25 protein-coding genes are annotated in these 26,475 nt (G+C 70.5%); 14 read left to right on the top strand and 11 right to left on the bottom strand.

The features are described 5' to 3' along the window. Positions 1-2: 2 nt before the first annotated feature. From ACFYY8_RS37180 to ACFYY8_RS37170, 3 genes are read right to left on the bottom strand one after another with little or no spacing between them, the layout of a single operon-like run. On the bottom strand, positions 3-551 hold the full coding sequence (locus ACFYY8_RS37180) for a hypothetical protein (protein WP_390049376.1): 549 nt from the start codon (positions 549-551) through the stop codon (positions 3-5). 21 nt (positions 552-572) lie between these two features. Further along, positions 573-1,553, bottom strand: coding sequence for an ankyrin repeat domain-containing protein (locus tag ACFYY8_RS37175; RefSeq protein ID WP_390049374.1), 981 nt, complete (start codon positions 1,551-1,553; stop codon positions 573-575). A 28-nt stretch (positions 1,554-1,581) separates the two neighbouring features. Beyond that, on the bottom strand, positions 1,582-2,253 hold the full coding sequence (locus ACFYY8_RS37170) for an endonuclease V (protein ID WP_390049372.1): 672 nt from the start codon (positions 2,251-2,253) through the stop codon (positions 1,582-1,584). Positions 2,254-2,329: 76 nt separating this feature from the next. Here ACFYY8_RS37170 and ACFYY8_RS37165 point away from each other — a divergent pair, with 76 nt between their 5' ends. Continuing rightward, on the top strand, positions 2,330-2,629 hold the full coding sequence (locus ACFYY8_RS37165) for an MTH1187 family thiamine-binding protein (protein WP_390049370.1): 300 nt from the start codon (positions 2,330-2,332) through the stop codon (positions 2,627-2,629). On the opposite strand, the gene ACFYY8_RS37160 is transcribed toward ACFYY8_RS37165, so the two are convergent. Continuing rightward, a complete protein-coding gene (locus tag ACFYY8_RS37160; protein WP_390049368.1) occupies positions 2,617-3,906 on the bottom strand; it encodes an MFS transporter in 1,290 nt (429 codons plus the stop codon). The two genes, ACFYY8_RS37165 and ACFYY8_RS37160, sit on opposite strands and share 13 nt — an antisense overlap. A 326-nt stretch (positions 3,907-4,232) precedes the next feature. Between ACFYY8_RS37160 and ACFYY8_RS37155 the strand changes: the two genes are divergently transcribed. From ACFYY8_RS37155 to ACFYY8_RS37130, 6 genes are all read left to right on the top strand, one after another. Further along, entirely contained in the window at positions 4,233-5,345 is a 1,113-nt protein-coding gene (locus tag ACFYY8_RS37155; RefSeq protein WP_390049366.1) for an MBL fold metallo-hydrolase, read from the top strand. Positions 5,346-5,612: 267 nt separating this feature from the next. Beyond that, on the top strand, positions 5,613-7,325 hold the full coding sequence (locus ACFYY8_RS37150) for a glycosyltransferase family 2 protein (RefSeq protein ID WP_390049364.1): 1,713 nt from the start codon (positions 5,613-5,615) through the stop codon (positions 7,323-7,325). Then, on the top strand, positions 7,322-9,343 hold the full coding sequence (locus ACFYY8_RS37145) for a galactose oxidase-like domain-containing protein (protein ID WP_390049362.1): 2,022 nt from the start codon (positions 7,322-7,324) through the stop codon (positions 9,341-9,343). Before ACFYY8_RS37150 ends, ACFYY8_RS37145 begins: the two co-directional genes overlap by 4 nt. Positions 9,344-9,351: 8 nt before the next feature. Beyond that, entirely contained in the window at positions 9,352-10,362 is a 1,011-nt protein-coding gene (locus ACFYY8_RS37140; RefSeq protein ID WP_390049360.1) for a glycoside hydrolase family 6 protein, read from the top strand. Positions 10,363-10,462: 100 nt separating this feature from the next. Further along, on the top strand, positions 10,463-12,442 hold the full coding sequence (locus tag ACFYY8_RS37135; RefSeq protein ID WP_390049358.1) for a Xaa-Pro dipeptidyl-peptidase: 1,980 nt from the start codon (positions 10,463-10,465) through the stop codon (positions 12,440-12,442). Positions 12,443-12,683: 241 nt separating this feature from the next. Further along, positions 12,684-13,322: an SDR family NAD(P)-dependent oxidoreductase gene (locus ACFYY8_RS37130; protein WP_390049356.1), complete on the top strand. Its 639-nt coding sequence runs from the start codon at positions 12,684-12,686 to the stop codon at positions 13,320-13,322. 22 nt (positions 13,323-13,344) lie between these two features. Here ACFYY8_RS37130 and ACFYY8_RS37125 read toward each other — a convergent pair whose 3' ends face one another. The 3 genes from ACFYY8_RS37125 to ACFYY8_RS37115 form a co-directional block, all read right to left on the bottom strand. Beyond that, positions 13,345-13,635, bottom strand: a complete 291-nt coding sequence (locus ACFYY8_RS37125; protein ID WP_390049354.1) for a DUF1330 domain-containing protein — start codon at positions 13,633-13,635, stop codon at positions 13,345-13,347. An 84-nt stretch (positions 13,636-13,719) separates the two neighbouring features. Then, positions 13,720-14,784 carry a cobalamin-independent methionine synthase II family protein gene (locus ACFYY8_RS37120; protein ID WP_390049350.1) on the bottom strand — a complete coding sequence of 355 codons (1,065 nt, stop codon included), beginning with the start codon at positions 14,782-14,784 and terminating at the stop codon, positions 13,720-13,722. Positions 14,785-14,901: 117 nt separating this feature from the next. Next, positions 14,902-15,843, bottom strand: a complete 942-nt coding sequence (locus ACFYY8_RS37115; protein ID WP_390049348.1) for a YihY/virulence factor BrkB family protein — start codon at positions 15,841-15,843, stop codon at positions 14,902-14,904. 418 nt (positions 15,844-16,261) lie between these two features. Here ACFYY8_RS37115 and ACFYY8_RS37110 point away from each other — a divergent pair, with 418 nt between their 5' ends. The 4 genes from ACFYY8_RS37110 to ACFYY8_RS37095 all read left to right on the top strand — a co-directional run bounded on the left by ACFYY8_RS37110 (position 16,262) and on the right by ACFYY8_RS37095 (position 20,593). Further along, complete coding sequence (locus tag ACFYY8_RS37110; RefSeq protein WP_390049346.1) at positions 16,262-17,596, top strand: erythromycin esterase family protein; 1,335 nt, start codon at positions 16,262-16,264, stop codon at positions 17,594-17,596. Positions 17,597-17,808: 212 nt separating this feature from the next. Then, positions 17,809-17,979 (top strand): hypothetical protein, encoded by a 171-nt coding sequence (locus ACFYY8_RS37105; protein ID WP_352012995.1) that lies wholly within the window; start codon positions 17,809-17,811, stop codon positions 17,977-17,979. A 93-nt stretch (positions 17,980-18,072) separates the two neighbouring features. Then, entirely contained in the window at positions 18,073-19,089 is a 1,017-nt protein-coding gene (locus tag ACFYY8_RS37100) for an NADPH:quinone reductase (protein ID WP_390049343.1), read from the top strand. 130 nt (positions 19,090-19,219) lie between these two features. After that, on the top strand, positions 19,220-20,593 hold the full coding sequence (locus ACFYY8_RS37095; protein ID WP_390049340.1) for an NADP-dependent succinic semialdehyde dehydrogenase: 1,374 nt from the start codon (positions 19,220-19,222) through the stop codon (positions 20,591-20,593). 66 nt (positions 20,594-20,659) lie between these two features. On the opposite strand, the gene glyA is transcribed toward ACFYY8_RS37095, so the two are convergent. Next, positions 20,660-21,967 (bottom strand): serine hydroxymethyltransferase, encoded by a 1,308-nt coding sequence (glyA, locus tag ACFYY8_RS37090; RefSeq protein WP_390049339.1) that lies wholly within the window; start codon positions 21,965-21,967, stop codon positions 20,660-20,662. A gap of 116 nt (positions 21,968-22,083) precedes the next feature. On the opposite strand from glyA, the gene ACFYY8_RS37085 reads away from it, so the two are divergent. Together ACFYY8_RS37085 and ACFYY8_RS37080 are read left to right on the top strand one after the other, a co-directional pair. Beyond that, entirely contained in the window at positions 22,084-23,133 is a 1,050-nt protein-coding gene (locus ACFYY8_RS37085) for a PucR family transcriptional regulator (RefSeq protein WP_390049337.1), read from the top strand. Between the two features lie 39 nt (positions 23,134-23,172). Then, the gene (locus ACFYY8_RS37080; protein WP_390049335.1) at positions 23,173-23,322 is read left to right on the top strand and encodes a hypothetical protein; all 150 of its coding nucleotides are present in this window, start codon (positions 23,173-23,175) and stop codon (positions 23,320-23,322) included. 10 nt (positions 23,323-23,332) lie between these two features. Here ACFYY8_RS37080 and ACFYY8_RS37075 read toward each other — a convergent pair whose 3' ends face one another. The 3 genes from ACFYY8_RS37075 to ACFYY8_RS37065 are packed head-to-tail and all read right to left on the bottom strand — an operon-like array spanning position 23,333 to position 24,750. Further along, positions 23,333-23,845 carry an ATP-binding protein gene (locus tag ACFYY8_RS37075; protein WP_390049333.1) on the bottom strand — a complete coding sequence of 171 codons (513 nt, stop codon included), beginning with the start codon at positions 23,843-23,845 and terminating at the stop codon, positions 23,333-23,335. A 51-nt stretch (positions 23,846-23,896) separates the two neighbouring features. Then, the gene (locus ACFYY8_RS37070; RefSeq protein ID WP_390049331.1) at positions 23,897-24,202 is read right to left on the bottom strand and encodes a DUF4031 domain-containing protein; all 306 of its coding nucleotides are present in this window, start codon (positions 24,200-24,202) and stop codon (positions 23,897-23,899) included. Then, positions 24,199-24,750 carry a TetR/AcrR family transcriptional regulator gene (locus tag ACFYY8_RS37065; protein WP_390049329.1) on the bottom strand — a complete coding sequence of 184 codons (552 nt, stop codon included), beginning with the start codon at positions 24,748-24,750 and terminating at the stop codon, positions 24,199-24,201. The genes ACFYY8_RS37070 and ACFYY8_RS37065 overlap by 4 nt, the downstream gene beginning before the upstream one ends. Before the next feature lie 116 nt (positions 24,751-24,866). On the opposite strand from ACFYY8_RS37065, the gene ACFYY8_RS37060 reads away from it, so the two are divergent. Next, a complete protein-coding gene (locus tag ACFYY8_RS37060) occupies positions 24,867-26,441 on the top strand; it encodes an MDR family MFS transporter (RefSeq protein ID WP_390049327.1) in 1,575 nt (524 codons plus the stop codon). The last annotated feature ends 34 nt before the right edge of the window (positions 26,442-26,475 follow it).

Genomic DNA, 26,475 nt, shown 5'->3' with positions numbered 1-26,475 from the left:
GCTCACTCCGTGGCGTGTTGCCAGTAGGGGTCGCGGTAGAGGACGACGGTGGTGCCGCGCAGGAGTTCGTCGGGGGCGGAGACCAGGACGAGTTCGCCGTTGGCCTCGAGCCCGCGCAGGACGTCGCGGACGCGGGGGCCGACCGGCAGCCGGCCGACGGGCAGTTCGAGGGTCGCGCGTACGGCGTCCGCGACCTGGGAGAGCCGGAAGGGCTCGGTCAGGGGGGTGATCAGCTTGCGGACGAGGTCCACGGTGATCATGGCTTCGGCTTCGGCGTAGGCGAGTTCCCAGCTGAGCTGTGCCTTGCGTTTGCCGGTTCCGGCGCACGAGGTGCAGGGCTGGGAGAAGTTCGGGGTGATCTGCTCGGTCGTGGTGCCCAGGCAGGTGGTGCACTGGTTGGTTTCCATCGCGTGCAGTTCGGCGGCGTCGCGGTCGGCCAGGTGTTTGCCGCACAGGCACAGGTAGCGTCTGAACCCGCCACGAACCACGATGAGATCGTCGGCGTCGTCCGGAATCTCGTCCCACAGCGTGGTCATGGTGTGTTTTTTCATGATTTTGTGACTCTATCCACCTCAGCTCGTCTGACGCAGTTCAACGGGGACCACCCTCGTGGGCGTGTTCCACAGCCATTCCTCGGTGATGTAGGTCGCGGTCAGCAGCGTCATCAGGGCCAGGGCCCGCTCCGTCGAGGTGGACGGGTGCGCCCCGCAGTCGCCGAACCGGCACATCCACAGCTCGACAGGGCTGTCGTCGCCGAGCTGCTCGTGCACCGACGGCCTGGCCACGCTTACGCCGTCCCGCCATATGTCGATCGAGCCGCTGGTCAGCGGAAAGCCCCCGGCGAGGACTCCGCCGCCCGAGGTGACGCGGCGGGCGACGGCGTCGTGCACCGGCAGTATGCCCTCGGCCTGGAAGAGCACGACGCCACCGCCGGGAGGGCTCGCGATCCGCACGGTCTCAAGGGGGGACTCGCGCTCGGCCAGCCGCAGCTCCCCGCCCCTGACGGGCGGGCACCACTCGGGCACGGCCCCCAGGCGGCGGACCACCTCCTCCTCGGTGACGCCGCCGACGAACGCGATGCAGAACTCCTCGTGGTAGTCCTCGTAGGAGAACATCATCTCGTCCACGGTCTCCTGGATCTCCCGCAGGTTCGGGCCGATCCTGGGAGCACCGGGCAGGTGGGCGAAGAGGTCGGCCAGCTCGGTGAAGAGCGCCTGGAGGCCGGGGGAACGCCCGGCGATGCACGGCCTCCACGGATCGGCGCCCGCCGCCAGCAGCAGCCTGACCGCCTCGTCCTGGCCGTGCCGTACGGCCTCCCAGAGGGGGGTCACCCCGTCGCCGTCGGTCGCGTCGACCTGTGCCCCCGCGGCCAGCAGCAGCCCGATCACCCGGACCGCGCCCTCCTGGGCGGCCTGGTGCAGGGGTGTCGAGTCCAGCCAGGGAAGCCGTTGCCCGGGGTCGAAACCCTCGGCCAGCCGTTCGCGGATCTCCCTCAGGTTCGTGTCGCTCCACGCGCCGGTGATCTCACTCCACTCGATGTCGCCCACTGTCACCCCATCTCTTCGCGATGACAGGATCAAATCACTCGAAGGCGACATTTTCGATCAAACCCATACGTGACAACCGGTCAGAGATCCGAGTCGTCTCCGGCAGGCGGTGCCGGGGGGTCAGGGCGAGAACGTTGTGACAGGCGGTTTCGAGGTCCACGCCGTGGCCGACCGAGACGAAGACCGGCTTGACACCGTCCCGGGTGCGCAGCACGCGTCCGACCACCTCGCCGTCGAGGACCAGGTCGCTCCACGATCCCCGCGCGGTGCCCGGAGCCGAGTACGAGCCGACGAAGGCGGTCTTCCCGACGCCGATCGTGGGCAGGCCGGTCAACACCCCCAGATGACAGGCCAGGCCGAACCTGCGGGGATGGGCCAGGCCGTACCCGTCGCAGACGACCAGGTCGGGCGGCGTGCTCAGCCGTCCGAGCGCCTCGACGAGCGCGGGCATCTCCCGGAAGGCGAGCAGCCCCGGCACGTAGTCGAAGGCCACCCGGCCGCCGACGATGACCTGCTCGACGACCTCCAACGTCACCCCGTCCAGTACGGCCACGGCCGCCGAGAGCCGTTCCCCCTCGTAGGCCACGTCCACCCCGGCGACCCTGGCGGGCCGCAGCGGGCCGGGACCCGTCAGGTCGGCCAGGGGCCGCAGCTCGTCCTGGATCGCCTCGGCTTCGGCGATGGTGCGGGGCGTTCGTACCTTCATATACACATGATCGCTATTTTTGACGCGTGCCGCCGTACTCCAAGGCGGGACATCCCAGGACGTGAGGGAGAGTGGCATGTCAGTCCTTGTGGCGTTCAGCGTGACCCCGATCGGCACCGGGGAGGACGTCGGGGAGCTCGTCGCCGAGGCCGTACGGGTCGTACGCGCCTCGGGACTGCCGAACCGGACGGACGCGATGTTCACCACCGTCGAGGGGGCTAACTGGGAGGAGGTCATGGCCGTGGTGCAGGACGCGGTCGCCGCGGTCGAGGCCCGGTGCGGACGGGTCAGCCTCGTGCTCAAGGCCGACATCCGCCGGGGCCGGGACGGCGGGCTCGACGCAAAGGTCGCCACCGTCGAGGACTATCTCGCCTGACACCCCGCAGGGGAGGAGTGGCGCCGGACCGTCGAGCGGACCGTGGTCACCGTCAGCAGCAGGGTCACCAGCGAGGCCACCGCGAGCAGGGCCAGGCTCAGGCCGTAGGAGCCGAGCCTGCCGTAGTCGAGTCCCATCACCAGCGGCGGGACGAACCCGCCCAGGCCGCCCGCCGCACCGACCAGGCCGGTGATCGAGCCGACCAGATCGGTCGGGGCGACCAGGGTGACCAGGGCGAAGGTGGCCCCGCTGCCCGTGCCGAACGCCGCGGCCATGGTCAGGAAGGCGACCGTGCCGGTGAGCGCGAGGGGCGGGGTGAACGCCTGCGTCGTGGCGCAGGCGGCGAGCACGGCGAAGACCGTGACCAGGATGGGAAGCGGTCCCGAACGGTCGGACAGCCAGCCGCCCAGGGGACGCGCCAGGACCGCGACGAGCACGAACCCGGCCATCCTGCGGGCGGCGTCCGCCTGTTCGAGGCCGTAGGCCGTCTGCAGGTAGACCGGCAGGTAGACCGAGAACGCGACGTATCCGCCGAAGGCCACCGCGTACAGGACGGACGCCTGCCAGGTGATCGGCAGCCGCAGCGCGGCGGCCATGCCCGACGACCCGGAGGGCCCCGAGGGCACCGAAGAAGGCCGTGCCCTCACCGGGGTGCGGGCCGTACGCCCGGGAGGGTGCCGCAGGACGAGACAGGCGACGACGGCGTAACAGGTCAGCACGCCCGCGGTGAGCAGAAAGGGCGCCGCGGGGCCGCCCGCCTGGGTCAGCCCGACCGTGGTCAGGGCGCTGATCGCCGTGCCGCCCATGCCGATCCCGAAGACGCCGACGGCCAGGCCACGGCGCTCGGGCGGGAACCAGGAGGCGACGAAGGGCACGCCGACGGCGAAGATCGTCCCGGCGACGCCGAGGCAGAGCCCGCCCGCGAGCAGCGCGGCCAGCGACCGCTGCCCGGCCAGGCCGACGAACAGGACCGGCGGTACGGCGGCGGCCGAGATGAGCGGGAACGTCACCCTGCCGCCGAGCCGGTCGGTGAGGGCTCCGACGGGAATCCGGCCAAGGGAGCCGATGATCACCGGAACCGCCACCAGCAGGGCCTGCTGGGAGGCGGACAGGGAGAGCGTCCGCTTGAACTGCGGGCCGAGCGGGCTGAGCAGCGCCCATGCCCAGAAGTTCACCGTGAACCCCGTCGTGGCGACCGCGAGCATCAGCGCGGGGCGGCGAGCGCCGCCGGGTCCTTTCCGGCCGCTCGCATCGGTCCGTACATCGTTCGATTTCATCGCCCATCCTTGTTGCGCTGGTTTGTGCACAGATGAGGTGGTCGTGAATTCCGTCATTTCTGACGAGTGAACGTGTTCTTGGATAATCCGGACCGCACTGTCCGGTCGAGAAGGCCGGCGGATCGCCGAGGCGGAGCAGAGCGATCCGCTGCCGAGGCGGAGCGTATCAGCTGGGAATGAGGCCGCGCTCCTCCCGCAAGGACCTTCACCTCCAAAAAGGACGCCGAAAGGCCGAAGGTCTCCGCGGCCGTACCGGGAACACCGGCCGGGGCGCCGAGAGTTAGGGGATCGGAGTCGTTTCTAGAGTGTTGTAGGGGTGTGGGCGAATGGCGGGAAACGGGCGGGCCGGGCGTCTGGTCGCGGGCGGGCTGGCGCTGGCCGCGGTGGGGTGGGCGCTGCGGGACGTCCCGGCCGCGCTCGGCGGCGGGGCGGCGGGCGAGCGGCTGGAGCGGATGCGCCGCTCACCGAGATTCCGTGACGGCGCCTTCCACAACTCCGTCCCGGGTACCTCGGTGCCGAGGGGCAACCTGGTGAGGCTCCTGGGTGAACTGCTCCTCGACCGTGACGGGCGCCGCCCTCCGGGACGTGTCCCCGTGGTGGGCTCCCCCCTGGTCCCGCCGTCCGAGGACGGTCTCAGCGCCCTGTGGTACGGCCACGCCACGACGCTGGTCGAGATCGAGGGGCGGCGGGTGTTGTTCGACCCGGTGTGGAGCGAGCGGTGCTCCCCGGCGCCGGTCGGGGGCCCGAGACGGCTGCACCCGATGCCCGCGTCACTGGTCGGCCTGCCCTCCCTGGACGCGGTGGTGATCTCGCACGACCACTACGACCACCTCGACATGGCGACGGTCCGAGCGCTCACCGCCCTGCAGCGGGCCCCTTTCCTGGTCCCGCTGGGTATCGGCGCGCACCTGGAGCGCTGGGGCGTGCCCAGGGAGCGGATCGTCGAGCTCGACTGGGAGGAGGAGACGCGGGTCGCGGGCCTGCGCTTCGTCGCGACCGCCGCCAGGCACTTCTCCGGGCGCACCCTGAGGCGCGACACGACGCTGTGGGGGTCGTGGGTGGTCGCGGGGGAACGGCACCGGGTCTTCTACGCCGGAGACTCGGGGTACTTCGACGGCTACGCCGGGATCGGCGCCGCGCACGGCCCCTTCGATCTGACGCTCATGCCCGTCGGGGCCTACAGCCCGAACTGGCCGGACATTCACATGAACCCGGAGGAGGCGGTGCGGGCCCACCTCGACCTGGGGGGCGAGCTGCTCCTGCCCGTGCACTGGGCGAGTTTCACCCTCGCCTTCCATCCGTGGGCGGAGCCCGCCGACCGCCTGTGGCGCGAGGCCAAGGCCAGGGACGTCCGCGTGGTCGTCCCGCGTCCTGGCGAGCGGATCGACACCGGTGACGCCCCCGCCCCGGACGGCTGGTGGGAGCTGTTGGGCGGGTGACCTGGCCAAATCTTTACCCCGGCCAAACGGCCGGGGTGGGGATTTGGTAGTTTCTGGACCGTTCCATGAAGAATCTGAGAGCCTTTCGGAACGGTACAGAACCTCATGTGACAGGTGATGCCTGGCTTACCGCTGAGAATATGATGGATCATCCTTTACCGCTCTATGGGCCGGTGACGGCCATGCCTTCAGGCAGGGCGGCCCATGTGATCTGTCTGGGGGGACAGTGCCGGTGTTCCGCATGCGCGCGGTGAGGTCACCGATGCGATGAGCGTCGGCACCGGACCCGCGAGACGCGCCCTCTACGACTACGAGCGGTTCAGCAGGCTGGCCGGGCCGATGACCGAACCCGACCCCGGCGAGCCGTACCGGGTTCTCTACCGCTCGCTGCTGGCGGGCGAGCCGCACCGGGTGCGCGCGGTGCTGCTGATGATCGCCGCGCTGCTGGTCGAGTTCACCCTGATGGTCTGGCTGCTGCTGCCCGATCACTGGACGGAGCGTCCCGACCCCTACGGCGGGCTCCCGTGGTACCTACCGGTCGCCGACCGGGTCATGCTCGTGGCGATCGCCCTCATCGAACTGTTCCGCCTGGTCAGCGTGGTCTCCAACGTCCATGCCATGCTCGCGGCCAGGGACCCGGTACCGGTCGGGCCGGAGCCCGGCAGCAGGGTCGCCTTCATCACCACCTGCGTGCCGGGCAAGGAACCGCTGGAGATGGTCAGGCGCACCCTGACCGCGGCGCTGAAGATCCGCCACCGGGGCGTGTTCGACGTGTGGCTGCTGGACGAGGGCGACGACCCGGAGATCCACGAGCTGTGCGACTGGCTGGGCGCGCGCCACTTCACCCGCAAGGGCGTGCCCGAGTGGAACCAGCAGAAGGGGCCCTTCAGGGCGAGGACCAAGCACGGCAACTACAACAGCTGGCTGGCCGCCCACGGCGACGACTACGACTTCTTCGTCTCGGTGGACACCGACCACGTGCCGCTGCCGGAGTTCTGCGAACGCATGCTCGGCTACTTCCGCGACCCCACGGTCGCCTTCGTCGTCGGTCCCCAGGTCTACGGCAACTACACCCTCGGCGTCACCAAGGCGGCCGAGAGCCAGCAGTTCCTCTTCCATTCCCTGATCCAGCGCGCGGGCAACCGGTACGGCGCGCCGATGTTCGTCGGCACCAACAACGCCGTGCGGATCAGGGCGCTCAAGCAGATCGGCGGCCTGTACGACTCGATCACCGAGGACATGGCGACCGGTATCGAGTTCCACCGCGCCCGCGATCCGGAGACGGGACGGCGCTGGACGTCGGTCTACACCCCCGATGTGCTGGCCGTCGGAGAGGGGCCGACGTCGTGGACCGACTTCTTCAGCCAGCAGCTGCGCTGGAGCCGGGGCACCTACGAGACGTTGCTGACCCAGTTCTGGCGGGCCGCCCCCCGTCTGTCGCCCGGCAGGCTGTTCAACTACGCGCTGATGGTGACGTTCTACCCCATGTCCGCGCTCAACTGGCTGCTGGCCGGGCTGAGCGCGGTGCTGTTCATGGCGGTCGGCGGTTCGGGTGTGACCGTGCCGATGGACATGTGGCTCATGCTGTACGGTGACGCCGCCCTGCTGCAGATCATGCTCTACACCTGGAACCGCAGGCACAACGTCAGCCCGCACGAGCCCGAGGGCTCCTCCGGCGTCGCCGGGATGGTGATGTCGGCCCTGTCCGCGCCCATCTACGTGGCCTCGCTCGCCGGGGCCGCACTGCGACGCCCCAGCCGGTTCGTGGTCACCCCGAAGGGCGACTCGGCCAGTCCGGACCGGGTCGCGACCTTCCGCATCCACCTGTGGTGGGCGGCGGTCTTCGGCGGAGGCCTGCTGCTCAACGTCTTCTGGACCGGTCACCTGCACGTGGCCATGACCCTCTGGGGAGTTCTCGCCCTCGTGATCTGCCTGGGGCCCGTGGCCGCCTGGGCGTGGACCTCTAGGAGAAGCCGATGAGCAGGCTGCGCAAGAACCTGGTCGTTGCCGCGATCGTGACCGTCGTCGTGGGGGTCAACCTGCCGGCCGTCGCGGGGTTCGCCTACCGGGAGTGGCACGACTACCGGATCAACCGGGACGACTACAAGGCGAGCCACGGCCACTGGAGCTTCCTGAACGTCCCCGAGCGGTTCAAGGTGAACGCCATCCACGCGGCGCTGCTGCACACCGGCAAGGTGCTCATCGTCGCGGGCTCCGGCAACAACATCGTCAACTTCGACAAGGGCACCTTCAAAACCCTGCTCTGGGATCCGGCCAGACCAGGACAGCCAGGCGAGTTCAAACTGGTCGACACCCCCGTTGACCTCTTCTGCTCCGGGCACGTCATGCTGCCCGACGGCAAGCTGCTCATCGCGGGCGGCACGCTGCGCTTCGAGGTGCTCAAGGACAAGGTCAAACGGGCCGCCGGGCCGCTGGTGGTGAAGAACGAGAACCCGCACATCACCAAGCACCTGCCCGCGGGCACGCTGGTCGCCTCCCCCGACGGGCGGCTCTACCGGACCACCTCCATGATCATGGTGCCGCCCGCGACGAAGACCGAGACCGGGGTGCGCGGCAAGGCGCGGGTCACGCCCAGTGAGACCAAGGTGTTCGCCGAGTCCGTGGCCGAGGGCGCCGCCGGGGTGATCAACGCGGCCGACGGCTCCGTCAAGTACGAGATCCAGGGGCTGGCCACCGACAGGGAGAAGCGCAACCTGTACGCCATGGGCGGCGGTATGACGCTCGACAAGCAGGACTTCCAGGGCATCAGGGACGCCTTCGAGTTCGACCCCGTGACCGAGCGGTACACCAGGGTCCCGGACATGGCCGAGGGCCGCTGGTACCCGACGCTGACGGCTCTGCCGGACGGCAGGGTGATGACGGTCTCCGGGCTCGACACCGTCGGGAAGGTCACCAGGGACAACGAGATCTACGACCCGGCCACGAAGAAGTGGAGCCCCGGCCCCCGGCGCTTCTTCCCGACCTACCCCGCGCTGTTCCTGCTCGACGACGACACGCTCTTCTTCTCCGGGATGAGCGCGGGGTACGGCCCCGGCCAGCTGTCGATGCGTCCCCCAGGCGTGTGGGACTACCGCCACGACACCGACCGTCTGGTGGCGACCTCCGGGGCGCCCGGCGGCCTCGCGCCGGACGAGATGGAGGCGTTCACCCCGGTGCCCGGCCTGCCCGAACCCGAGCTCAACGAGACCGGAGCCTCGGTGCTGTTGCCTCCCGCGCAGGACCAGAAGGTCATGGTGCTGGGCGGAGGGCCGGTCGGGGAGCGCCAGCCCGGCCAGAAGAACGCGACCGACAGGACCGCCATCATCGACTTCGAGCAGCCCGCGCCCCGTTACGTCCGCGGTCCCAACCTCTCCCACCCCGTGCGTTACTCCTCGGCGGTGCTGCTGCCCGACGACACCGTGTTCACCTTCAACGGTTCGAGCGACTACCGGGGCAGAGAGGACAGCAACATCCTGCGGGCGGAGTTCTACGATCCGCGGGCCAACGCCTTCCGGCAGGCCGCCGCGCCCGCCGTCGGCCGCAACTACCACGCCGAGGGCCTGCTGCTTCCCGACGGCCGGGTGCTCAGCATGGGTTCGGATCCGCTCTTCGGCAACGGGGAGGGTTCGGTCCCCGGCAGCTTCGAGCAGCGGGTCGAGGTGTACACCCCTCCCTACCTGCACAACGGCGAGTCGCGTCCGGTGTTCACCGATGGCAGGCGGCAGGTGAAGCTGGGCGGAAAGGCGGGCTTCAAGACCCCCGACGCCGAGCGCGTCACCGAGGTGCGCTTCATACGGCCCAGCGCGGTCACCCACGTCACGGACGTCGAGCAGCGCTCCATCAAGATCGACTTCACCCGGGTGCCGAGCGGCATCATCGTCACGCTCCCCTCCAACCCCGCACTGATGCCACCAGGCTGGTACATGATGTTCGGAGTCACGCAAAAGGGAACACCGTCCCAGGCCCGCTGGGTCCACGTCCTGGACGGTCGAGCCTGAGGAGCCCGATGAACAGCTACGGCCGCGCCGCCGCCGCACTCGCCCTCGCCTTGGCGACGGCCTGTACGGCGGCCCCGGAGCCGTCAGCCGTACGGCCGCCCGCCTCCACCGGAAGCGGCGCGGGCGCCGCCGGGGAGGACGTCCGCTTCTACGTGGACGACGAGGGAGCGGCCGCCAGGGAGGCCAGAAGGCTGCGCGAGGAGGGCAAGACCCAGGAGGCGGAGCTGATCGGCAGGATCGCCGAACGGCCGAACGCCGTCTGGATCGGCGACGCCGACCCCTCACCCCGGGTCGCGGCCGTCACGGAGAAGGCGGCCAAGGCGGGCCAGGTGCCGGTCCTGGTGGCCTACCACATCCCCGACCGCGACTGTGGCCAGTTCTCCGCGGGCGGCGCCGCGAACCCCGACGAGTACCGCTCCTGGATCCGCCGCTTCGCCGAGGGCGTCGCCGACCGGCCCGCCTGGGTCATCCTCGAACCGGATGCGCTCGCTCACATCCTCGACAACTGCACCAAGGGTGGTAAGGCGGACGAACGGCTCGACCTGCTCAGGGACGCCGTAGAGACGCTCAAGAAGCAGCCGAGAACCAGGGTCTACCTCGACGCGGGCAACGCGGGCTGGATCAGGGACCCCGGGGCCTGGGTCGATCCGATGCGGCGCGCGGGAGTCGCGACGGCCGACGGGTTCGCCTTCAATGTCAGCAACTTCTTCACCGTCGAGGAGAGCGTCGCCGTCGCGGGACGGCTCTCCGACGCGCTCGGCGGGGCGCCGTACGTGATCGACACCTCGCGCAACGGCAACGGGTCGCCACAGGGCGCGCGGGGTGACGACGCCTGGTGCAACCCGGCGGGCCGGGCCCTGGGCACGGCGCCGACCACCCGGACGGGCCGCGAGCGGGTGGACGCCTTCCTGTGGATCAAACGGCCCGGTGAGTCGGACGGCGAGTGCCACCGGGGCGAGCCCGCGCCGGGGACGTGGTTCCACGACTACGCGTTGGAGTTGGCTCGTAACACCAAGTAGTCACCGAATTCGTTACCTCCCGGATCTTGTCGGTGAAGTTCCGACTGCTGGACATTGACAACTGTTGTCAATCTTCATCGGCCTTCGGGAGTCCCCCTCGATGAACAGATGGAAGACAGTCCTCATCGCCATGGCGGTCGCCGTACCCTCTGGCGTCATGCCCGTGGCGGCCGCGCGAACCGCGGCCGCCTCGATGCCCTCCTCGTCGTCCGCCCCGGTCGTGAACGAGGAGACCCAGCCGGTCTACTCACGCGCCGACGCCCTGACGGAGACCGTGTTCGTCGAGGTCGCCGGAGTGGACAGCGACCGTGACGGCAGTCCCGACCGGGTCGCCGTCGACGTCATGCGGCCAAGGGAGACCGCGTCCGGGCTGAAGGTCCCGGTCATCATGGAGTCCAGTCCCTACTACGCGGGCACCAACACCGTGGTCAACCACACGGTGGACCTCGACGCCTCCGACCCCTCGGGCATGGACTACCGCCGCAACAAGCTCGACGGCATGAGTGAGGCGATCTTCGGCTCCGAGGAGCGTCCCCCGACGTCCAGGGCGGTCGCGCCGCCCTTCCGCGGCTACTACGACAACTACTTCGTCCCGCGCGGCTACGCCGTCGTGCTGGTGGAGAACCTCGGCTCCGGGCAGGCCACCGGGTGCCCGACCTCCGGCCTGGAGAACGAGACGGCCGGGCCCAAGGCGGTGATCGACTGGCTCAACGGCAGGGCCCGTGCCTTCGACGCCTCGGGCGGCCAGGTCCGCGCCGACTGGTCGACGGGCAATGTCGGCATGATCGGCGTCTCCTACAACGGCACGCTCGCCAACGCCGTCGCCGCGACCGGGGTCAAGGGCCTCAAGACCATCGTGCCGATCGCGGCGATCTCCTCCTGGTACGACTACTACCGTGCCAACGGCGGTGTGGTCGCCCCCGACGGCTACCAGGGCGAGGACACCGACATCCTGGCCCGTTACGTCCTGACCAGGCAGAACGCCGAGCAGGCCTGTGGCGCTCTGGTCAACTCGATCGAACGCGACCAGGACCGGGTGACGGGGGACTACTCCCCCTTCTGGGCCCGGCGCGACTACCTCAACCACGTGCGCGGGGTCCGCGCCTCCGTCTTCGCGGTCGCCGGACTCAACGACTGGAACGTCAAGACCAAGCAGACCGTCCAGTGGTGGAACGCCCTCGCCGACCAGGGGGTGCAGCGCAAGATCTGGCTGCACCAGGGCCCCCACTTCAACCCCTTCTCCTTCGCCGCCCGCAACGCCGAGTGGCTGCGCCAGCTGCACCACTGGTTCGACTTCTACCTGTACGGCCTGCGCAACGGCATCCTGGACGAGCCGAGGGCCGACGTCGAGTCGGGGCCGGACCAGTGGGCCCAGTACGCCACCTGGCCGCTTCCCGGCACCCGCGACGTCCGGCTGAACCTCGGCGCGGGGACGGGCGGCCACAACGGCACGCTGAGCCCGCGGCGCTCGCACGGCCGCACCGTCGAGTCCTTCACCGACCAGGGCGGCCGCACCGCCGGTCAGCTCGCCCAGGACGTCGCCACGACCGATCCGAACCGGCTGGCCTACCTGTCGGAGCCGGTGAGCGGGCAGGTGCGCCTGTCCGGGACGCCGAAGGTACGGGTCAAGGCCGCCTTCGCGGCGGGACGCTCGCCGTACCTGACCGCGTTGCTCGTCGACTACGGCACCGACACCCGTGCCACCGGCGGCGTGGTCTTCGGCCAGGAGCCGGTCTGTTACGGGCAGGGCGTGCCGGGTGACACCGGTTGCACCTACCTGGCCAGGCACGTCACGGAGACCGCCTCCTACAAGATCATTACCAGGGGCTGGCTCGACGTGCGCAACCGCCACTCCGCGGCCAGGACCGAACTGCTGAAGGAAGGCAGGTTCTACGACTTCGCCTTCGACCTGCAGCCCAGCGACTACGTGATCAAGCCCGGCCACCGGATCGGCGTCGTGCTCATCTCGACCGACCGCGACTTCACCCTGCGCTTCCCGGCGGGGACCAGGGTCTCGGTCGAACCGGGTGCGGGCTCGGTCACCCTTCCCCTCGTCGGGGGCCGGGGCGCCCTCGGCTGACGGCACCCCTGACGGAACGCGCCCTCCGGCCTCACCGGAGGGCGCGAACCCCTTGACCTTCACATCAATGTGAAGGTTTTACTCTCCCCTCGCGGCCGGCGGCGCACCATGGTCAACGATCAATCGGGCACGCCGGCGCCTGGACTGGGAGACGAGGGGAGCGAAGCGGATGAGCGACGAGGGAAAGCGCCGACACGGGGCGTCCGAACCCGCGCCGGCGAAGACTGAGCCAGGAGGTGTGGTGGTCATCGGCGCGGGGCCGGGGATCGGGCGCTCGGTCGCGGCGCGGTTCGCGCGGGAGGGGCTGCCGGTCGCCCTGGTGGCCCGTACGGACAAGACCGTGAAGGCGGTGGCCGAGGCGATCGCCCCAACAGGGGTCCAGGTGGTGGCCCTGACGGCGGACAGCGCCGACGAGACGGCGCTGCGGGAGGCTCTCGACACGGCGGCGGCCGAGATCGGCCCGCCGGATGTCGTGGTCTACAACGCGGCGATCGTCCGCCCGGACGAGCCCGGTGAGCTGTCCGTGCGGGAGCATCTGGACATCTGGTCGGTGAACGTCATCGGGGCGCTCACCGCCGCCGCGCACGTCGCGCCCGGGATGGCCCGGCGTGGCGGCGGCTCGTTCATCGTCACCGGAGGGATGCCCGAGCCCAAGCCCGACTACGTGAGCCTCTCGCTGAGCAAGGCGGGGGTGCGCACGCTGGTCGCGCTGCTCGACAGGCGTTACGGAACCTCGGGCGTCCACGTGGCCAGCGTGACCGTCGGCGGCGTGGTCGCCCCGGGGACGGACTACGACCCGGACGACATCGCCGAGCACTACTGGCGGCTGCACACCCAGCCGCGTCAGGAGTGGGAGCACGAGGTCGTCCACGGGACCTGAGGCCGCCTGAGATCGCCCGAGGTCACAGGCCGGTGACGATCAGGCGGTCGCTTTCGGTGTTGCGGATCCGCAAGGGGGCGATCCGCTGATATTCGGGGGAGTCGTTCCACGCGCGGGCGGTCTCGGCGTCGGGGAACTCAAGGACGACGATCCGGCCGGGCTCGGGGTCGCCTTCGAGGACCTCGACGGCTCCGCCCCGCACGAGATAGCGGCCGCCGTACGGTTCGAGGGTCGCCTGGACCTGGGCGCGGTACTCCGCCAGCTCCTCCTCGTCGCCGGTCGCCTTCACCTTCGCGATCACATATGCGGTCATGGGCCTCACCGTACCGGGAGGCGTTCCGCCGTCCCCGCCGCGGGGAGGGGCCGCGGAACGCCCCCGGACGTCACAGGCGGGACGTCACAGGCCGAGGGCCCGGGCGGCCAGCGCGGTCCCCCGCACCCGGGCGGTGATCTTGGCGAACGCGGTGTCGCGGGAGGTCGAGGTGTCGTCGGCGAAGGGGGAGAACCCGCAGTCGTCGCAGGTGCCGAGCTGGTCGGCGGGGATGTGGCGGGCGGCGGCCAGCACCCGGTCACGTACCTGCTCGGCCGTCTCGACCCGGGGGTCGATCGGGTCGGTGACACCGACGAAGACCCTGACGCCGGGGCGCAGGGCGCCACCGATGAGGCTCAGCACCCGTTCCTGGTCCGGCTCACCGGCCAGCTGGACGTAGAAGTTGCCCGCCTGCAGCCGGAAGAGCGTCGGCAGCAGGTCCGCGTAGTCGACGTCGAGGCTGTGGGTGGAGTCCAGGTCGCCGCCGGGGCAGGTGTGCACGCCGATCCTGGCCCGCTCCTCCTGGCTGAAGCGTTCGAGGACCCGGTTGTTGAGCTCGACGAAGTCCCCGAGCAGCCCGCCGCTCGGATCGAGCTTGAGCGAGAGCCGCCCCTCGGTGAAGTCGAGTTGCACGGCGTGCGCGCCCGCCTCCAGGCAGCCTCGGATGTCCGCCTCCGCCTCGTCGACCAGGTCGTCGAGGAAGGCCTTGCGCGGATAGTCGTCGATGCCGTCGGCCGGGTAGAGCAGGCTCAGCGCGGACGGGGCGATGACCGCCTGCTTGACCGGCAGGCCCGTGTGGCTCCTGGCCTGCCTGAGGTACTTCTCGGCGTGCACCGCGTAGCGGAACGGGCCCGAGGTCAGGCCCGGCAGCTGCCGGGTGTGGCCGTCGGCGAAGGGGATGACGGCGCCGTCGGGGCGCAGTCCCGCCAGGCCGGCGATCGGGTAGGTGGCGAAGCTCGGCTTGGACTGCTCGCCGTCGACGAGGACGGGGGATCCGGTCCCCTCCAGGCGTGTGATCGTCTCCGCGACGGCCTCGGCCTGCCGTGTGGCCAGTTCCTCGTCGCCGACCCGGCCGTCGGCGTGCCCGGCCAGCGCGGCGAGCAGTTCCGGAGGCCGGGGGATGCTGCCGATCGGTTCGGTGGGGATCGTCATGCCGCGAGCGTAGATAACGATACGTGTTCCATCAATCACTCATCGGTGGAGATGATTACACCCCGAGATGTGGAATCTCCACCGGCGGATGTGGAACGTCCGCGCGTCCGGCTCCGCTCACGGCGCGTCGCCGCCCCGCTCAGGAGGAACGGCGGGCGGTACGGCTCTGCCGGTCGTCAGGTCGATGACGCGGCCGTTCCCGCCGGTCGCGGTGAGCGCCGCGGCGAACAGGACGAGCTGGTTGAGGAGCTTGAGGAAGACGAGCATCGCGGCGGCGCCCGCGACGACCTGGTAGGCGGGATTGGCCGCGGTCATGCCGATGTAGAGCTGGCCGAGGGACTTGAGGATCTCCAGCCCGACGGTGATGAGCAGGGCCGGGCCGATCGCCCTGCGCGGAGGCAGCCGCAGTCTCGGCGGCCCGCTCAGCAGGGCGAAGGCCAGCAGCGTGTTCACCCCGAGCCCGAGCAGGAAGGCGGCGGCCGACAGCAGCCACTTGGCCGGGGCGTCGTCGGTGCCCACGGTGTGCGCGACCAGCCAGCTCAGCATCTCCCCGGTGACGAACGCCATGGTGAGTGTCAGGGAGAGCAGCAGTCCCAGCCCGGCCAGCACCCCCAGGTCGATGAGCTGGCGCAGAAGGAGAACGCCCGGATACTGCTCCAGGCGCCAGATGGCCCTGATCGCCGAGCGTAGCGTGTCCATCCAGAACAGGCCGGTCAGCGGCAGGCCGACGAGGGCGATCATCCCGGCCGTGCTCTGCGCGTCACGCAACGCCGCCACGTCCAGGCGCGGGAAGTTCTCACTCAGATAGTCCTGTACGGCCCGCACGACCTCCGGCGTGTCCAGGACGTGCCCGATGATCGCGAACCCGAGCAGGCCGAGCGCGAAGACGGCGAAGAACGAGTAGTAGGTGAGCGCCGCGGACAGGCGCCCGCCGTCCACCTGGTCGTAGCGCACGGCGGCGCGCGCCAGATGGTCGAGCCAGCCGTGGCGGCGGCGGGCCCGCGCCCACGCCTGGGTGACCCTTCCGGACAGGCGCCCGGTGAAGCTGACGACCGTCATGACAGGGCTTCGCCCCGGGGCCGTGCGGCACGTCCCAGGGGGTTCGGGCAGGGGCCGGATGTCACGGAACGCGACGGAATCATCCCGGAAGTCTGGCAGAAGCCCCGCTCCCAGCGGCACCCCGACACCCCGTTGAGCACGGCCTTTCCGGGTTTGCCCACTACGGCGCAGGAGATCAGGGACGTCCCCGAGGGGAGACCCTGGTCCTTCCCCCGGCCGTTGCGCCGGGGGCCGTTCGTGCTGATGACGTGTCCCGGGTACCGGGGGGCCAAGGCGCGAACAGCCTGGTCCGGCGTGTCGTCCCCCCGGCGGGGGGTGGGGTCAGCGCCACCACGATGGACCGGCCCACCGGATCGAAAGGCCCGGCGCCGATCCCTAGTTTGATGAGCGTCCGGTGACACCAACCGAAGGAACACCCATGAGGAAGACTCCCCTGCGTCGCGGCCTGCTGGTGGCGGTCGCCCTGGGCGCCGTGGCGGCCCCCGCGCTGGCCACTCCCGCCCTGGCCGCTCCCAAACCGGCGTCGGAGACATCGGAGGAGCGGGTCGTCGCGGGCCTTGAGCGTCACGCCCACCCACTGCGCGGCACACGACCGGACACGCCGGGACATGACCTGAAGGCGCTGTCGGCGCTGGTCCGTGACGCGGAGATCGTGGGAATCGGTGAGGCCACCCACGGTTCCAAGGAGTTGTTCACCCTGCGCCACCGGCTGTTCCGGCACCTGGCGACCACACAGGGCTTCACCACCCTCGCGCTGGAGGCGCCCTGGTCGGCCGGTGTCCGCCTGGACGAGTACGTGCGCACCGGCAAGGGCGACCTGCGCGCGATCCTCAAGGAGGAGGGCGAGACCACCGGCGGCGTGTGGAGCACCGAGGAGTGGCTGGACCTGTACTCCTGGATGCGCGACTACAACCGCACCGCCCGCACCAAGCTGCGGGTGATGGGCTTCGACCTCAGTGACGTCCACCCGCAGCAGTACCGGCGGATCCTCGACTGGGCCGAGGAGCACGAGCCCTCGATCCTGCCCGAACTGCGCCGCCGCTACGCGAGACTGCTCGCCCTTCCCGGTGGTGCGAAGGAACGGGTCGACGCGCTGACGGCTCTTCCCCCGGAGCGGCTCAAGGCCGTGGCCGCGGACGCCGAAGCCGCCTACCACCTGGTCGAGAAGGCCGGCAAGGTCAACCCCTACGTGCTCCAGGAGGCCCGCGTCATCCACCAGATGACCAAGGTGTACGCCTCGGAGGGGTCCGAACTGCACCTTAACCGCGACCGGTTCATGGCGGAGAACACCATGTGGTGGAAGCGGCAAACCGGCCTGAAGATCGTGGCCGCCGCGCACAACGGGCACGTGACCTACCTCTCCCCCCACCCGCAGCACTACCCCGTCACCCAGGGGGCCCGGCTACGTGCCATGGCCGGGCGCTCCTACGTCGCCATCGGCACCTCCATCCACAGCGGCGGATTCCGGGCCATCAATCCCGACAACGGCAAGGCGGAGAACTTCGACACGGGGGCCGCGGGGCCGGACAGCAACGAGCACATCCTCGACAAGGTGCGCCATCGCGACTACTACGTGAGCCTGCGCCAGGCGGAGCGTGACCCGGCCACGCGGAAGTGGCTCGACACCGCCCGCCCGACGTTCACCGTGCCGGCCACCTACCTGCCCGACATGCTCAAGGCACCACTGGCCCTGGGACAGGCGTACGACATCGTGGTTCACCTCCACCGCGTCAAGGCGGCCGATCCGCTGTGAGGACGCCTGAGGCTCCCGCCGGTGAACCTCCCGGCGCACGGAGCCGGGGTGGCCGCCGAACTCGGGTGGGAAGACGCGGCGCGCGAAGGGAAGGAACGCCGAAGAGGCCTGGGCCGGGCCTCCCGGAAACAGCATGGGGGAACACCCTGGCTTGTCCCTGACTTCGGGTTCTGGCTCTGCCGCCGGTCCGTGCCGGGCCGTAGCGTGGAGACATGGGACGGATTCTGTTGATTGTGGCGGCCGTGGTGCTCGCCTTCTTCCTGCTCGGCTCGCTTCTGGGCTTCGTCGTCGGCCTCATCAAGTGGGCCCTGATCCTCGGTCTGATCGCCGTGGCCGCCGGTTTCGTGGTCAAGCTCTTCCGCTCCTCCAGCCTCAGGGGCTGACGGGGCCGGGCCCGCGGAGCCGTTCTCATGGCGGTTCCGCGGGGGCAAGGGGAGCACGGGAATAAGCCGCTCTAAACGGAGATTACCTCCGGTATGAGAGCGATCATCTACACCGAGACCGGCGGTCCCGAGGTCCTGCGTCTGGTCGAACGGCCCGTTCCCGAGCCGGGACCGGGTGAGGTCAGGGTCCGCGTGGCCCTGTCCGCCGTCAACCCCAGCGACTGGAAGTTCCGCGTGGACGACTCAGGTCCCACCTTCCCCGAGGTGGTGCCGAACCAGGACGGCTCCGGCGTCGTGGACGCGGTCGGCGAGGGAGTCGACGGGCTGCGGCAGGGTGATCGTGTCTGGATCTGGGAGGCCGCCTGGCAACGCCCGGACGGCACCGCCCAGGAGTTCGTGGTGCTGCCCGCCCGGCAGGCCGTACGGCTTCCCGGGGAGGCCTCCTTCGAGGTGGGCGCGGCGCTCGGGATCCCCGCGCTGACCGCGCACCGCTGCCTCACCGTGGCTGACGGTGCGGGACGGCTGGCGCCGGGCGCCCTGACGGGCCGTACCGTGCTGGTCGCGGGTGGGGCGGGCGCGGTCGGCAACGCCGCGATCCAGCTCGCCAGGTGGGCGGGCGCCACGGTCGTCACCACGGTCAGCGGGCCGGAGAAGGCCGCGCTCGCGACAGCGGCCGGGGCCCACCATGTCGTGAACTACCGCGAGGGGGACGCCGCCGCCGAGATCAGGCGGGTCGCCCCGGGCGGCGTCGACATCGTCGTCGAGGTGGCCCCGGTGGTGAACCTCACCCTCGACCTCGCGGTCCTGGCCCCCGCGGGAACCGTCGCGGTCTACGCCGTGGACGGCGGTCCCGCCGAGCTTCTCCTGCCACTGGGGCCGGTCGCGGCGGGCAACCTCCGCTACCAGGGCGTTCTGGTCTACACGGTGCCCGAGGCCGCCAAGCTGGCCGCCGTCGAGGACGTCTCGGCCGCGGTCGCCGCGGGCGCGCTGCGCGTGGGGGAGGAGGCCGGGCTGCCGATCATCCGCTTCCCCCTGGAGCGCGCCGCCGACGCCCACGCGGCGGTCGAGGAGGGGGCCGTCGGCAAGGTCGTCATCGAGCTCGGCGCCTGAGCTCTGTTTCCTCCGGGTCTGAACGGATATCTGGGGAAGGTAGGGGCAGGACGCCCGCCGTACCCGCCCCTGTCCGGCAGGTCCCGATTCCGGCCGCCGTCCGGGGGCGGCGGCCGTCGAGGAGGCAGTGATGGCGATCGCGACGGTCAACCCGGCCACCGGGGAGACCCTGAAGACCTTCGAGCCGCTGGACGAGCGGGAGGTCGAGGAACGGCTCGCGCGCGCCGCGGCCGGCTTCCTGACCCACCGGACGACCGGCTTCGGGCAGCGGGCGGCCTGGATGCGCGCGGCGGCCGACCTGCTCGAGGGCGAGCTTGAGGAGACGGCCCGTCTCATGACGACCGAGATGGGCAAGACGCTGGTCTCGGCCCGCGCCGAGGCGGCCAAGTGCGTGATGGGGATGCGCTACTACGCCGAAAACGCCGAGGCGCTCCTGGCCGACGAGCCGGGGGACGCGCGGGCCGTGGGGGCGCGGCGCGCCTACGCGCGCTACCAGCCGCTGGGGCCCGTGCTCGCGGTGATGCCGTGGAACTTCCCGCTCTGGCAGGTGATCCGCTTCGCCGCGCCGGCGCTGATGGCGGGCAACGTGGGGCTGCTCAAGCACGCCTCGAACGTCCCGCAGACCGCGCTCTACCTGGGGGAGCTCTTCACCAGGGCGGGCTTCCCCGCGGGCTGCTTCCAGACCCTGCTCATCGGGTCGTCGCAGGTCGAACGGGTGCTGAGGGACAGACGGGTGGTCGCGGCGACCCTGACCGGCTCGGAGCCCGCGGGCCGCTCCGTCGCGTCGATCGCGGGTTCCGAGGTCAAGAAGACCGTCCTTGAGCTGGGCGGTTCCGACCCCTTCGTGGTGATGCCGTCCGCCGACGTCGAGGCCGCCGTCTCGACCGCCGTCACCGCCAGGGTGCAGAACAACGGCCAGTCCTGCATCGCGGCCAAGCGCTTCATCGTGCACGCCGACGTCTACGACGAGTTCGAGGGCCGCTTCGTCGAACGCATGGAGTCGCTGCGGGTCGGCGACCCCATGGACGAGGAGACCGACGTCGGGCCGCTGGCGACCGAGCAGGGGCTCGACGACCTGGAGAGGCTGGTCGCCGACGCGGCGGGACGCGGCGCGCGGGTGCTGTGCGGCGGGGTGAGCCCCGACCGGCCGGGCTGGTTCTACGAGCCGACCGTGCTGAGCGGTGTCACCCGGGAGATGAAGCTGTTCCTGGAGGAGTCGTTCGGCCCGGTGGCCTCGCTGTACCGGGTGGAGGACGTCGAGGAGGCCGTCGCGCTCGCCAACGCCACCTCCTTCGGGCTCGGCGCGAACGCCTGGACCACCGACGAGCGCGAGCAGGAGCGCCTCATCACCGAGCTGGAGGCCGGGATGGTCGCCGTCAACGGCATGGTGGTCTCCTACCCGCAGCTGCCTTTCGGCGGCATAAGGAACTCCGGGTACGGCAGGGAGCTGTCCGCGCACGGCATCCGGGAGTTCTGCAACCTCAAGACGGTCTGGATCGGCTGAGGGGAAAGCGCGCGGACCGGCCCGCCAGGGGCGCGCGGCCCCAGGGGGTCGCGGGCCGGTCCGGGATCAGGGGATGGAACGGCGCAGCTCGACCGTGTCCCGCAGGACCTCGGCCGGGTCGTGGCCGTCGATCAGCAGCCTGCGCATCAGCGCCGCGACAGGCCGCATCGTGCCGGGGGTGAACCCCCGGCGGGTGACCTCCTGGGTGCCGATGCGCAGGCCCCGCATCGGCTCGCCGGGGGCTTGGTCGGGAAGGCCGATGCCGCTGAGGTAGACGCCGCCCTCGGCCAGCCGCCGGGCCGCCTCGTCCCCGCCGCCGAACGCCGCGGCGTCGACCGCGACGTGGTGGGAGACCGTCCAGCCCAGATCGGCCGCCGCCACGGAGAAGCCCTCCTCGGCTAGCGCGGCGGCCAGGGTGTGCGCGTTCGCGATACAGGCGTCGGCGTAACGCGGGCCCTCCGCGGCGTGCTCGGCCGCCGTCACGGCCAGCGGGGCCAGCCGGGAGGCGTCGTAGTTGGCGGTCAGCCCGGGGTAGGCGGCGGCGGAGACCCGGTGGGCGAGGTCCTCCTCACGCGTCACGACGGCCGCCCCGGGAGGGCCGCCGAAGGATTTGTAGGTGGACATGGTCAGCAGGTGGGCGCCCTCCAGCAGAGGACGCTGGAAACGACCGCCCGCGATCAGCCCGGCCACGTGCGAGGCGTCGTAGAGCAGCACCGCCTCCACCTCGTCGCACGCCGCCCGCACCCGTGCGACGTCGTGCGGGAACAGCATCAGGCTGGCCCCGATCACCACCAGGACGGGCCGGTGCTCGCGCAGGAAACCCGGCAGGGCGTCGTGGTCGATGCCGAACCCGGCCGCGTCGTAGGGCAGGTCGACGACTCGCAGGCCCCGGATTCCGGCGGCGCCCTGGACGTGGTGGCTGGCGTGCCCGCCCGCGGCCTCGGGCAGGACCGCGATCGTGTCGCCGGGGACGGCGAAGGCGGTGTAACAGGCCAGGTTGGCCAGTGTCGCGCTCTGCAGCCTGACCTCGGCGAACTCGCCGTCCATCAGGGAGGCGACCCCCAGCGGGGCGAGAACCTCCAGCACGTCCAGCTCGTCGAGCCCGGTCTGGAACTTCTCCCCGGGCCAGCCCATGGAGGGACGGCAGGCCGCCGACAGCTCGTGGGCCGCCCTGGCGCGCTCGCTCATCGTGTTGGTGCCCGCGTAGAGCACGACGCCGTCCTCGTCGAGCCTGCTCCGGTGCCCGGCGAGAGCCTCACCGACCGTCCGCACGACCTCGTCGAGACCCAGGCCCTCGGCCGCGGCCTCAAGCTCCGCCAGACGTCGTTGCGCCCTGGGCGAGGCCCACGGGGCGATGCGGCTGCGCTCCTGCACGGCGGTCTCCCTTCACGAGACCCTTTCACTGAACGTGCAAGCGACGGTACGGCTCGCGCTCCGGCCAGTCATCGTCCTGCCAGCGGAGACCTTTCATACATCTGTAGGATTCGACGGTGATCGGCGATGAAGTCCAGGATCTCCTCGATTCCCTGGCCGCGACCGTGGGACGGGGCGTCGCGGTGGACGATCCCGAGGGCCAGGTCGTCGCGCACAGCGTCCACCACGGCGAGGTCGACCAGGTCCGCGCCCAGGCGATCCTGTCCCGTTCCGTCCCCGCCGAGGTCAGCGCCTGGCAGGAGGCCCACGGCGTGGCCACGGCCCGCGTTCCGGTCAGGGTGCCCGCGAACCCGGCGCTGGGCATGGCGGCCAGGCTCTGCGTTCCCCTGCTCCACCAGGGCAGGCGTGTCGGCCTGCTGTGGATCATCGAGGGGAGGACGCCGCTGAGTCAGGAGGAGGAGGCCGGGGCCGTACGGGACGCCGCCGCCATCGCCGCACTGCTCGACGGCGGAGGAGGGTCGGGCACACTGCGCGGGTTGCTGACCGGCGGAATACCCGCGGCACGGGCGGCCGCGGTGCTCGGCGAGGGGCCGCTGCGCCTGCTGGCCCTGCGCGGTGAGCGGGGGGAGCCGGGCAGGGCGGTCGAGGAGGAACTGGCCGGGACGCGGCGCCCTCCCGCCTTCACGGTCCTCGACCGGCACGCCGTACTGCTGCTGAACGGAGGGCAGGACGCGACCGCGCTGGCCGGACGGCTGGTCGCCCGCACCGGAGGCGCGGCGGGGCTCAGCGCGGTGCACGCCGGGCTCGGGACCGTCAGGCGCGCCCACCGGGAGGCGGTCGCCGCTGCCAGGGCGGCGGTCGCGGAGCCCGTGCTCGGGCCGGTCGCGAGCTGGCCGGACCTGGGCGTCTACCGGCTGCTCGCCGAACCCGGGCGGATCTCCCCCGGGCCGCTGCACGAGCATCCGGCCCTGGCCGCCACCCTGGAGACCTATCTGGACAGCGGAGGGGACGCGCAGGAGACCGCCAGGCTGCTCCACCTGCACCGCACGAGTCTCTACTACCGGCTGACACGGATCGAGGAGATCACCGGACGAAGCCTGAAGGACGGAGCCGACAGGCTGGAACTCCACCTCGCGTTGAAGCTGGCGCGCTGGAACGCGGTGTAGCGGCCGGATAAACCGGGCAAAGCTGTGCAGGTGCGGCAGTTGATCAGTGAGCTTGTCAGCGTTCTGGTCGTTGCCGGCCTCATCGGCCTGGCGGCGCTTCTCGTCTCCGTGGTCGTCCTCGTCGTGATGGTGACGCTGGCCGCCTTCACCCTGCGCGGACGCGGCGGGTCGGTACGACGCCGGGACTGACGGTCCCGGTTCACCTTGTCCTGGCGTGCTCCTGCTCTCGCCGGGCACTCCCCGGCCGGGAACGGTCCACCGCGTCGTGCCGCACGTGTTCCTCGTCGAGCAGCAGCGACAGCCCGGGGGCGTCCTGGACGAAGCGCAGGTTCTTCTCCAGGCAGACGACGGATCCCCGCTCGGGACGGCTGGTGAAACGGATGTCGTCGGCCAGCGCCCTCATGATGAGCAGGCCGCGGCCGTGTTCCGAGGTCGGGGAGGGGGCCTGCGTCCCGGAGAAGTCGAACCCTTCGCCCGTGTCGATCACCTTGATGACGCAGCGGTCGCTGAAGAGCTCGGTGCTCACCATGTAGTCGTCGCTCGGGATGGCGTGCTGGATCACGTTGGAACACGCCTCGGAGAGCATGAGCAGGATGTCCTCGCGTACTTGTGGCTCGACCCCCAGGGCGCGGAGCGCCGCGTCGAGCAATTGCCTGATGACCGGAACGCTAGCCGCGTCACGCGGCAGGCGGAGCGTGATTGTGGCCTCCACGGTCCCTCCTTCACGGTTGCCCGCTGAGAGCCCTGCCCCAGCCCGCCCGTCCTAACCGGGACGGCCGGTATCTCCTGAATCGCCCGTCCCGGGACGTCGGGTCTTACGCCTGCGCAGACCCGAGGCGACCAGCCGGGTGAGGAGTTCCCGGGAGGAGACCGGCTGCGCCCCGAGGGAGACGGCGCGCTCGTAGACGGTCTCCGGGACGTCGTAGTGGTCGCGGTCGAAAGCCCTGGCGGGCACGCCGAGCCGTTCGGCGAAGGCGTGCAGCTCCTCGGTGGAGCTGTCACTGACCAGGTGGGACCAGAGCAGGCCGCGGGGGCCCGGCCAGGCGGGCGGGTCGATGAGGACGCTCACCGGTGCAGCAGTTCGAGCGCGACCTCAAGGGCGGCGTCCCTGCGCTCGTCGTCGCTGATCGTCTCGTCCCTGAGGAGGAACCAGGAGGCGTGCAGGGCGAACAGCGACATCGAGTTCCTCAGCCGGGTCGCCGTTGGGTCGCCGGGCTCGACGAGGATGGTGAGCATCTCGAACATCTGGTGGCGGACCCGCTCCATCGTCGGGTGGCCCTTGAACGAGGCCTGGTTGCGCTCTATGAGGCGCATGATCTCGTGGTGCCTGCCCCGGCGCAGGTCCTCCGCGTAGCGGCGTACCAGTTCGCGCCGGGTCTCCTCGGTGCGCGGCTGGGACTTGGCCCACTCGATCAGCTCGTCGAAGGCGTACTGCCGGTCCTCGACGAGGCTGGTGATGATCTCGTCCTTGCTCTTGAAGTGGTAGTAGAGGGCGGCCTTGGTCACGCCGAGCGCCTCGGCGATCTCACGCAGTGAGGTCGCCTCGTAGCCCTGTTCGATGAACAGTTTCAGGGCCGTTTCCTGGATGCGAGTCCGGGTGTCGGCGTTTTCGCTCATGGTTCCCTTTGCGGTGGAATTAACTTGACGGCCGGTAAGTAGGCGCCCTACATTTCCCATCATATCCGACACTAGCCGGTCGGCAAGTAAGCAAGATCCACTAGGGGGCAACGAAAGTGAAGGAGACCGCGACCGCGCCGGCGCGGCAACGTGAGGTCATGGTGGTGCTGCCGGGCCTCATGCTGGCGATGGTCCTGGCCATGCTCGACAACATGATCGTCGGTACGGCGATGCCGCGCATCGTGGGGGAACTCGGCGGCCTGACCCACCTGTCCTGGGTGGTCACCGCCTACGTGCTCGGCACCACCGTGTCGACTCCCATCTGGGGCAAGATCGGGGACCTGTACGGCAGGAAGAACATCTTCCTCGCCTCCATCGTGATCTTCATGATCGGTTCGGCGCTCTGCGGCATGGCCGGCTCGGAGATGCTGGGCGGCACCGCGGACGGCATGAACCAGCTCATCGGCTTCCGCGCGCTCCAGGGGCTGGGCGCGGGCGGCCTGATGGTCAACGCCATGGCCATCATCGGCGACCTCGTTCCGCCTCGTGAGCGCGGCCAGTACCAGGGCATCATGGCCGGTGTGATGGCGCTCGCGATGATCGCGGGACCGCTCGTCGGGGGCTTCATCACCGACAACCTCAACTGGCGCTGGGCCTTCTACGTGAACCTGCCCGTCGGGTTCGTCGCGCTCGCGCTGCTGGCCGTCACGCTCAAGCTGCCGAGATACCGCACCGAGCACCGCATCGACTGGGTCGGCGCGATCCTGCTCTCGGTCGGCATCACCGCTCTGGTCCTCATCACCACCTGGGGCGGCAACGACTACGACTGGAACTCGCCGCAGATCATCGGCCTCGCCGTGGGCGCCGTGGTCAGCCTGGCCCTCTTCATCGTGGTCGAGCGCAGGGTCGTCGAGCCGATCATGCCGCTCAACGTGTTCCGCGACCGCAACTTCAGCCTGATCTCCGTGGTCGGCTTCCTGCTCGGCTTCGCCATGTTCGGCGCCATCAACTTCCTGCCACTGTTCCAGCAGACCGTCCAGGGCGCCTCGGCGACCAACTCCGGCCTGCTCCTGCTGCCGATGATGGGCGCGGCCATGGTGGTCTCGCTGTTCGTCGGCCGGGCCATCACCAAGACGGGCAAGTACAAGATCTACCCGGTCCTCGGCGGCGTGATCATGGCGGTCGCCATGTGGCTGCTGTCCACGCAGACGGTCGACACCCCCTCCTGGCGCACCGGCGTCTACATCGCGGTGCTGGGCCTGGGCATGGGCTTCCTGATGCAGACCACCATGCTGATCGCGCAGAACAGCGTCGAGCAGAAGGACCTGGGCGTGGCCAGCAGCGCCTCGACCTTCTTCAGGTCCATCGGCGGCTCGTTCGGCGTCTCCCTGTTCGGCGCCATCTTCACCCACCAGCTCACCGCCAACCTGACGAGCAAGCTGGGGGAGGCGGGCGGGAAGCTCGCGTCGAGCGGAGGCCAGTTCGACCCCGCGGCCCTGCACGAGCTGCCGGCCGGCGTGCGCACCGGATTCCTCGAGTCCCTGGCGTCGTCGATCGGCTCGGTGTTCACCTGGGCGATCCTCTTCGCCGTCCTGGTGCCGCTGGCGGCGGCCTTCATCAAGGAGATCCCGCTGCGTAGCGGCTCCGACCAGGGCGCGGACGAGTCGGCCCCGGTCGCGGCGTTCGACTGAACGGCGGCGGACGAGACTTGAACGGCGGCGAGCA

It is taken from the genome of Streptosporangium sp. NPDC001559, assembly GCF_042893955.1.
Lineage (GTDB): Bacteria > Actinomycetota > Actinomycetes > Streptosporangiales > Streptosporangiaceae > Streptosporangium.
Note: the sequence above shows the minus strand (reverse complement) of the source record. Positions and strands in the feature narration are given on the sequence as shown.

Coding starts and splice junctions, on each gene's coding strand:
- ACFYY8_RS37180 (WP_390049376.1), bottom strand. CDS start 551: ATGAAAAAACACACCATGACCACGCTGTGGGACGAGATTCCGGACGAC.
- ACFYY8_RS37170 (WP_390049372.1), bottom strand. CDS start 2,253: ATGAAGGTACGAACGCCCCGCACCATCGCCGAAGCCGAGGCGATCCAG.
- ACFYY8_RS37165 (WP_390049370.1), top strand. CDS start 2,330: ATGTCAGTCCTTGTGGCGTTCAGCGTGACCCCGATCGGCACCGGGGAG.
- ACFYY8_RS37160 (WP_390049368.1), bottom strand. CDS start 3,906: ATGAAATCGAACGATGTACGGACCGATGCGAGCGGCCGGAAAGGACCC.
- ACFYY8_RS37155 (WP_390049366.1), top strand. CDS start 4,233: ATGGCGGGAAACGGGCGGGCCGGGCGTCTGGTCGCGGGCGGGCTGGCG.
- ACFYY8_RS37150 (WP_390049364.1), top strand. CDS start 5,613: ATGAGCGTCGGCACCGGACCCGCGAGACGCGCCCTCTACGACTACGAG.
- ACFYY8_RS37145 (WP_390049362.1), top strand. CDS start 7,322: ATGAGCAGGCTGCGCAAGAACCTGGTCGTTGCCGCGATCGTGACCGTC.
- ACFYY8_RS37140 (WP_390049360.1), top strand. CDS start 9,352: ATGAACAGCTACGGCCGCGCCGCCGCCGCACTCGCCCTCGCCTTGGCG.
- ACFYY8_RS37135 (WP_390049358.1), top strand. CDS start 10,463: ATGAACAGATGGAAGACAGTCCTCATCGCCATGGCGGTCGCCGTACCC.
- ACFYY8_RS37125 (WP_390049354.1), bottom strand. CDS start 13,635: ATGACCGCATATGTGATCGCGAAGGTGAAGGCGACCGGCGACGAGGAG.
- ACFYY8_RS37120 (WP_390049350.1), bottom strand. CDS start 14,784: ATGACGATCCCCACCGAACCGATCGGCAGCATCCCCCGGCCTCCGGAA.
- ACFYY8_RS37115 (WP_390049348.1), bottom strand. CDS start 15,843: ATGACGGTCGTCAGCTTCACCGGGCGCCTGTCCGGAAGGGTCACCCAG.
- ACFYY8_RS37110 (WP_390049346.1), top strand. CDS start 16,262: ATGAGGAAGACTCCCCTGCGTCGCGGCCTGCTGGTGGCGGTCGCCCTG.
- ACFYY8_RS37105 (WP_352012995.1), top strand. CDS start 17,809: ATGGGACGGATTCTGTTGATTGTGGCGGCCGTGGTGCTCGCCTTCTTC.
- ACFYY8_RS37100 (WP_390049343.1), top strand. CDS start 18,073: ATGAGAGCGATCATCTACACCGAGACCGGCGGTCCCGAGGTCCTGCGT.
- ACFYY8_RS37095 (WP_390049340.1), top strand. CDS start 19,220: ATGGCGATCGCGACGGTCAACCCGGCCACCGGGGAGACCCTGAAGACC.
- ACFYY8_RS37065 (WP_390049329.1), bottom strand. CDS start 24,750: ATGAGCGAAAACGCCGACACCCGGACTCGCATCCAGGAAACGGCCCTG.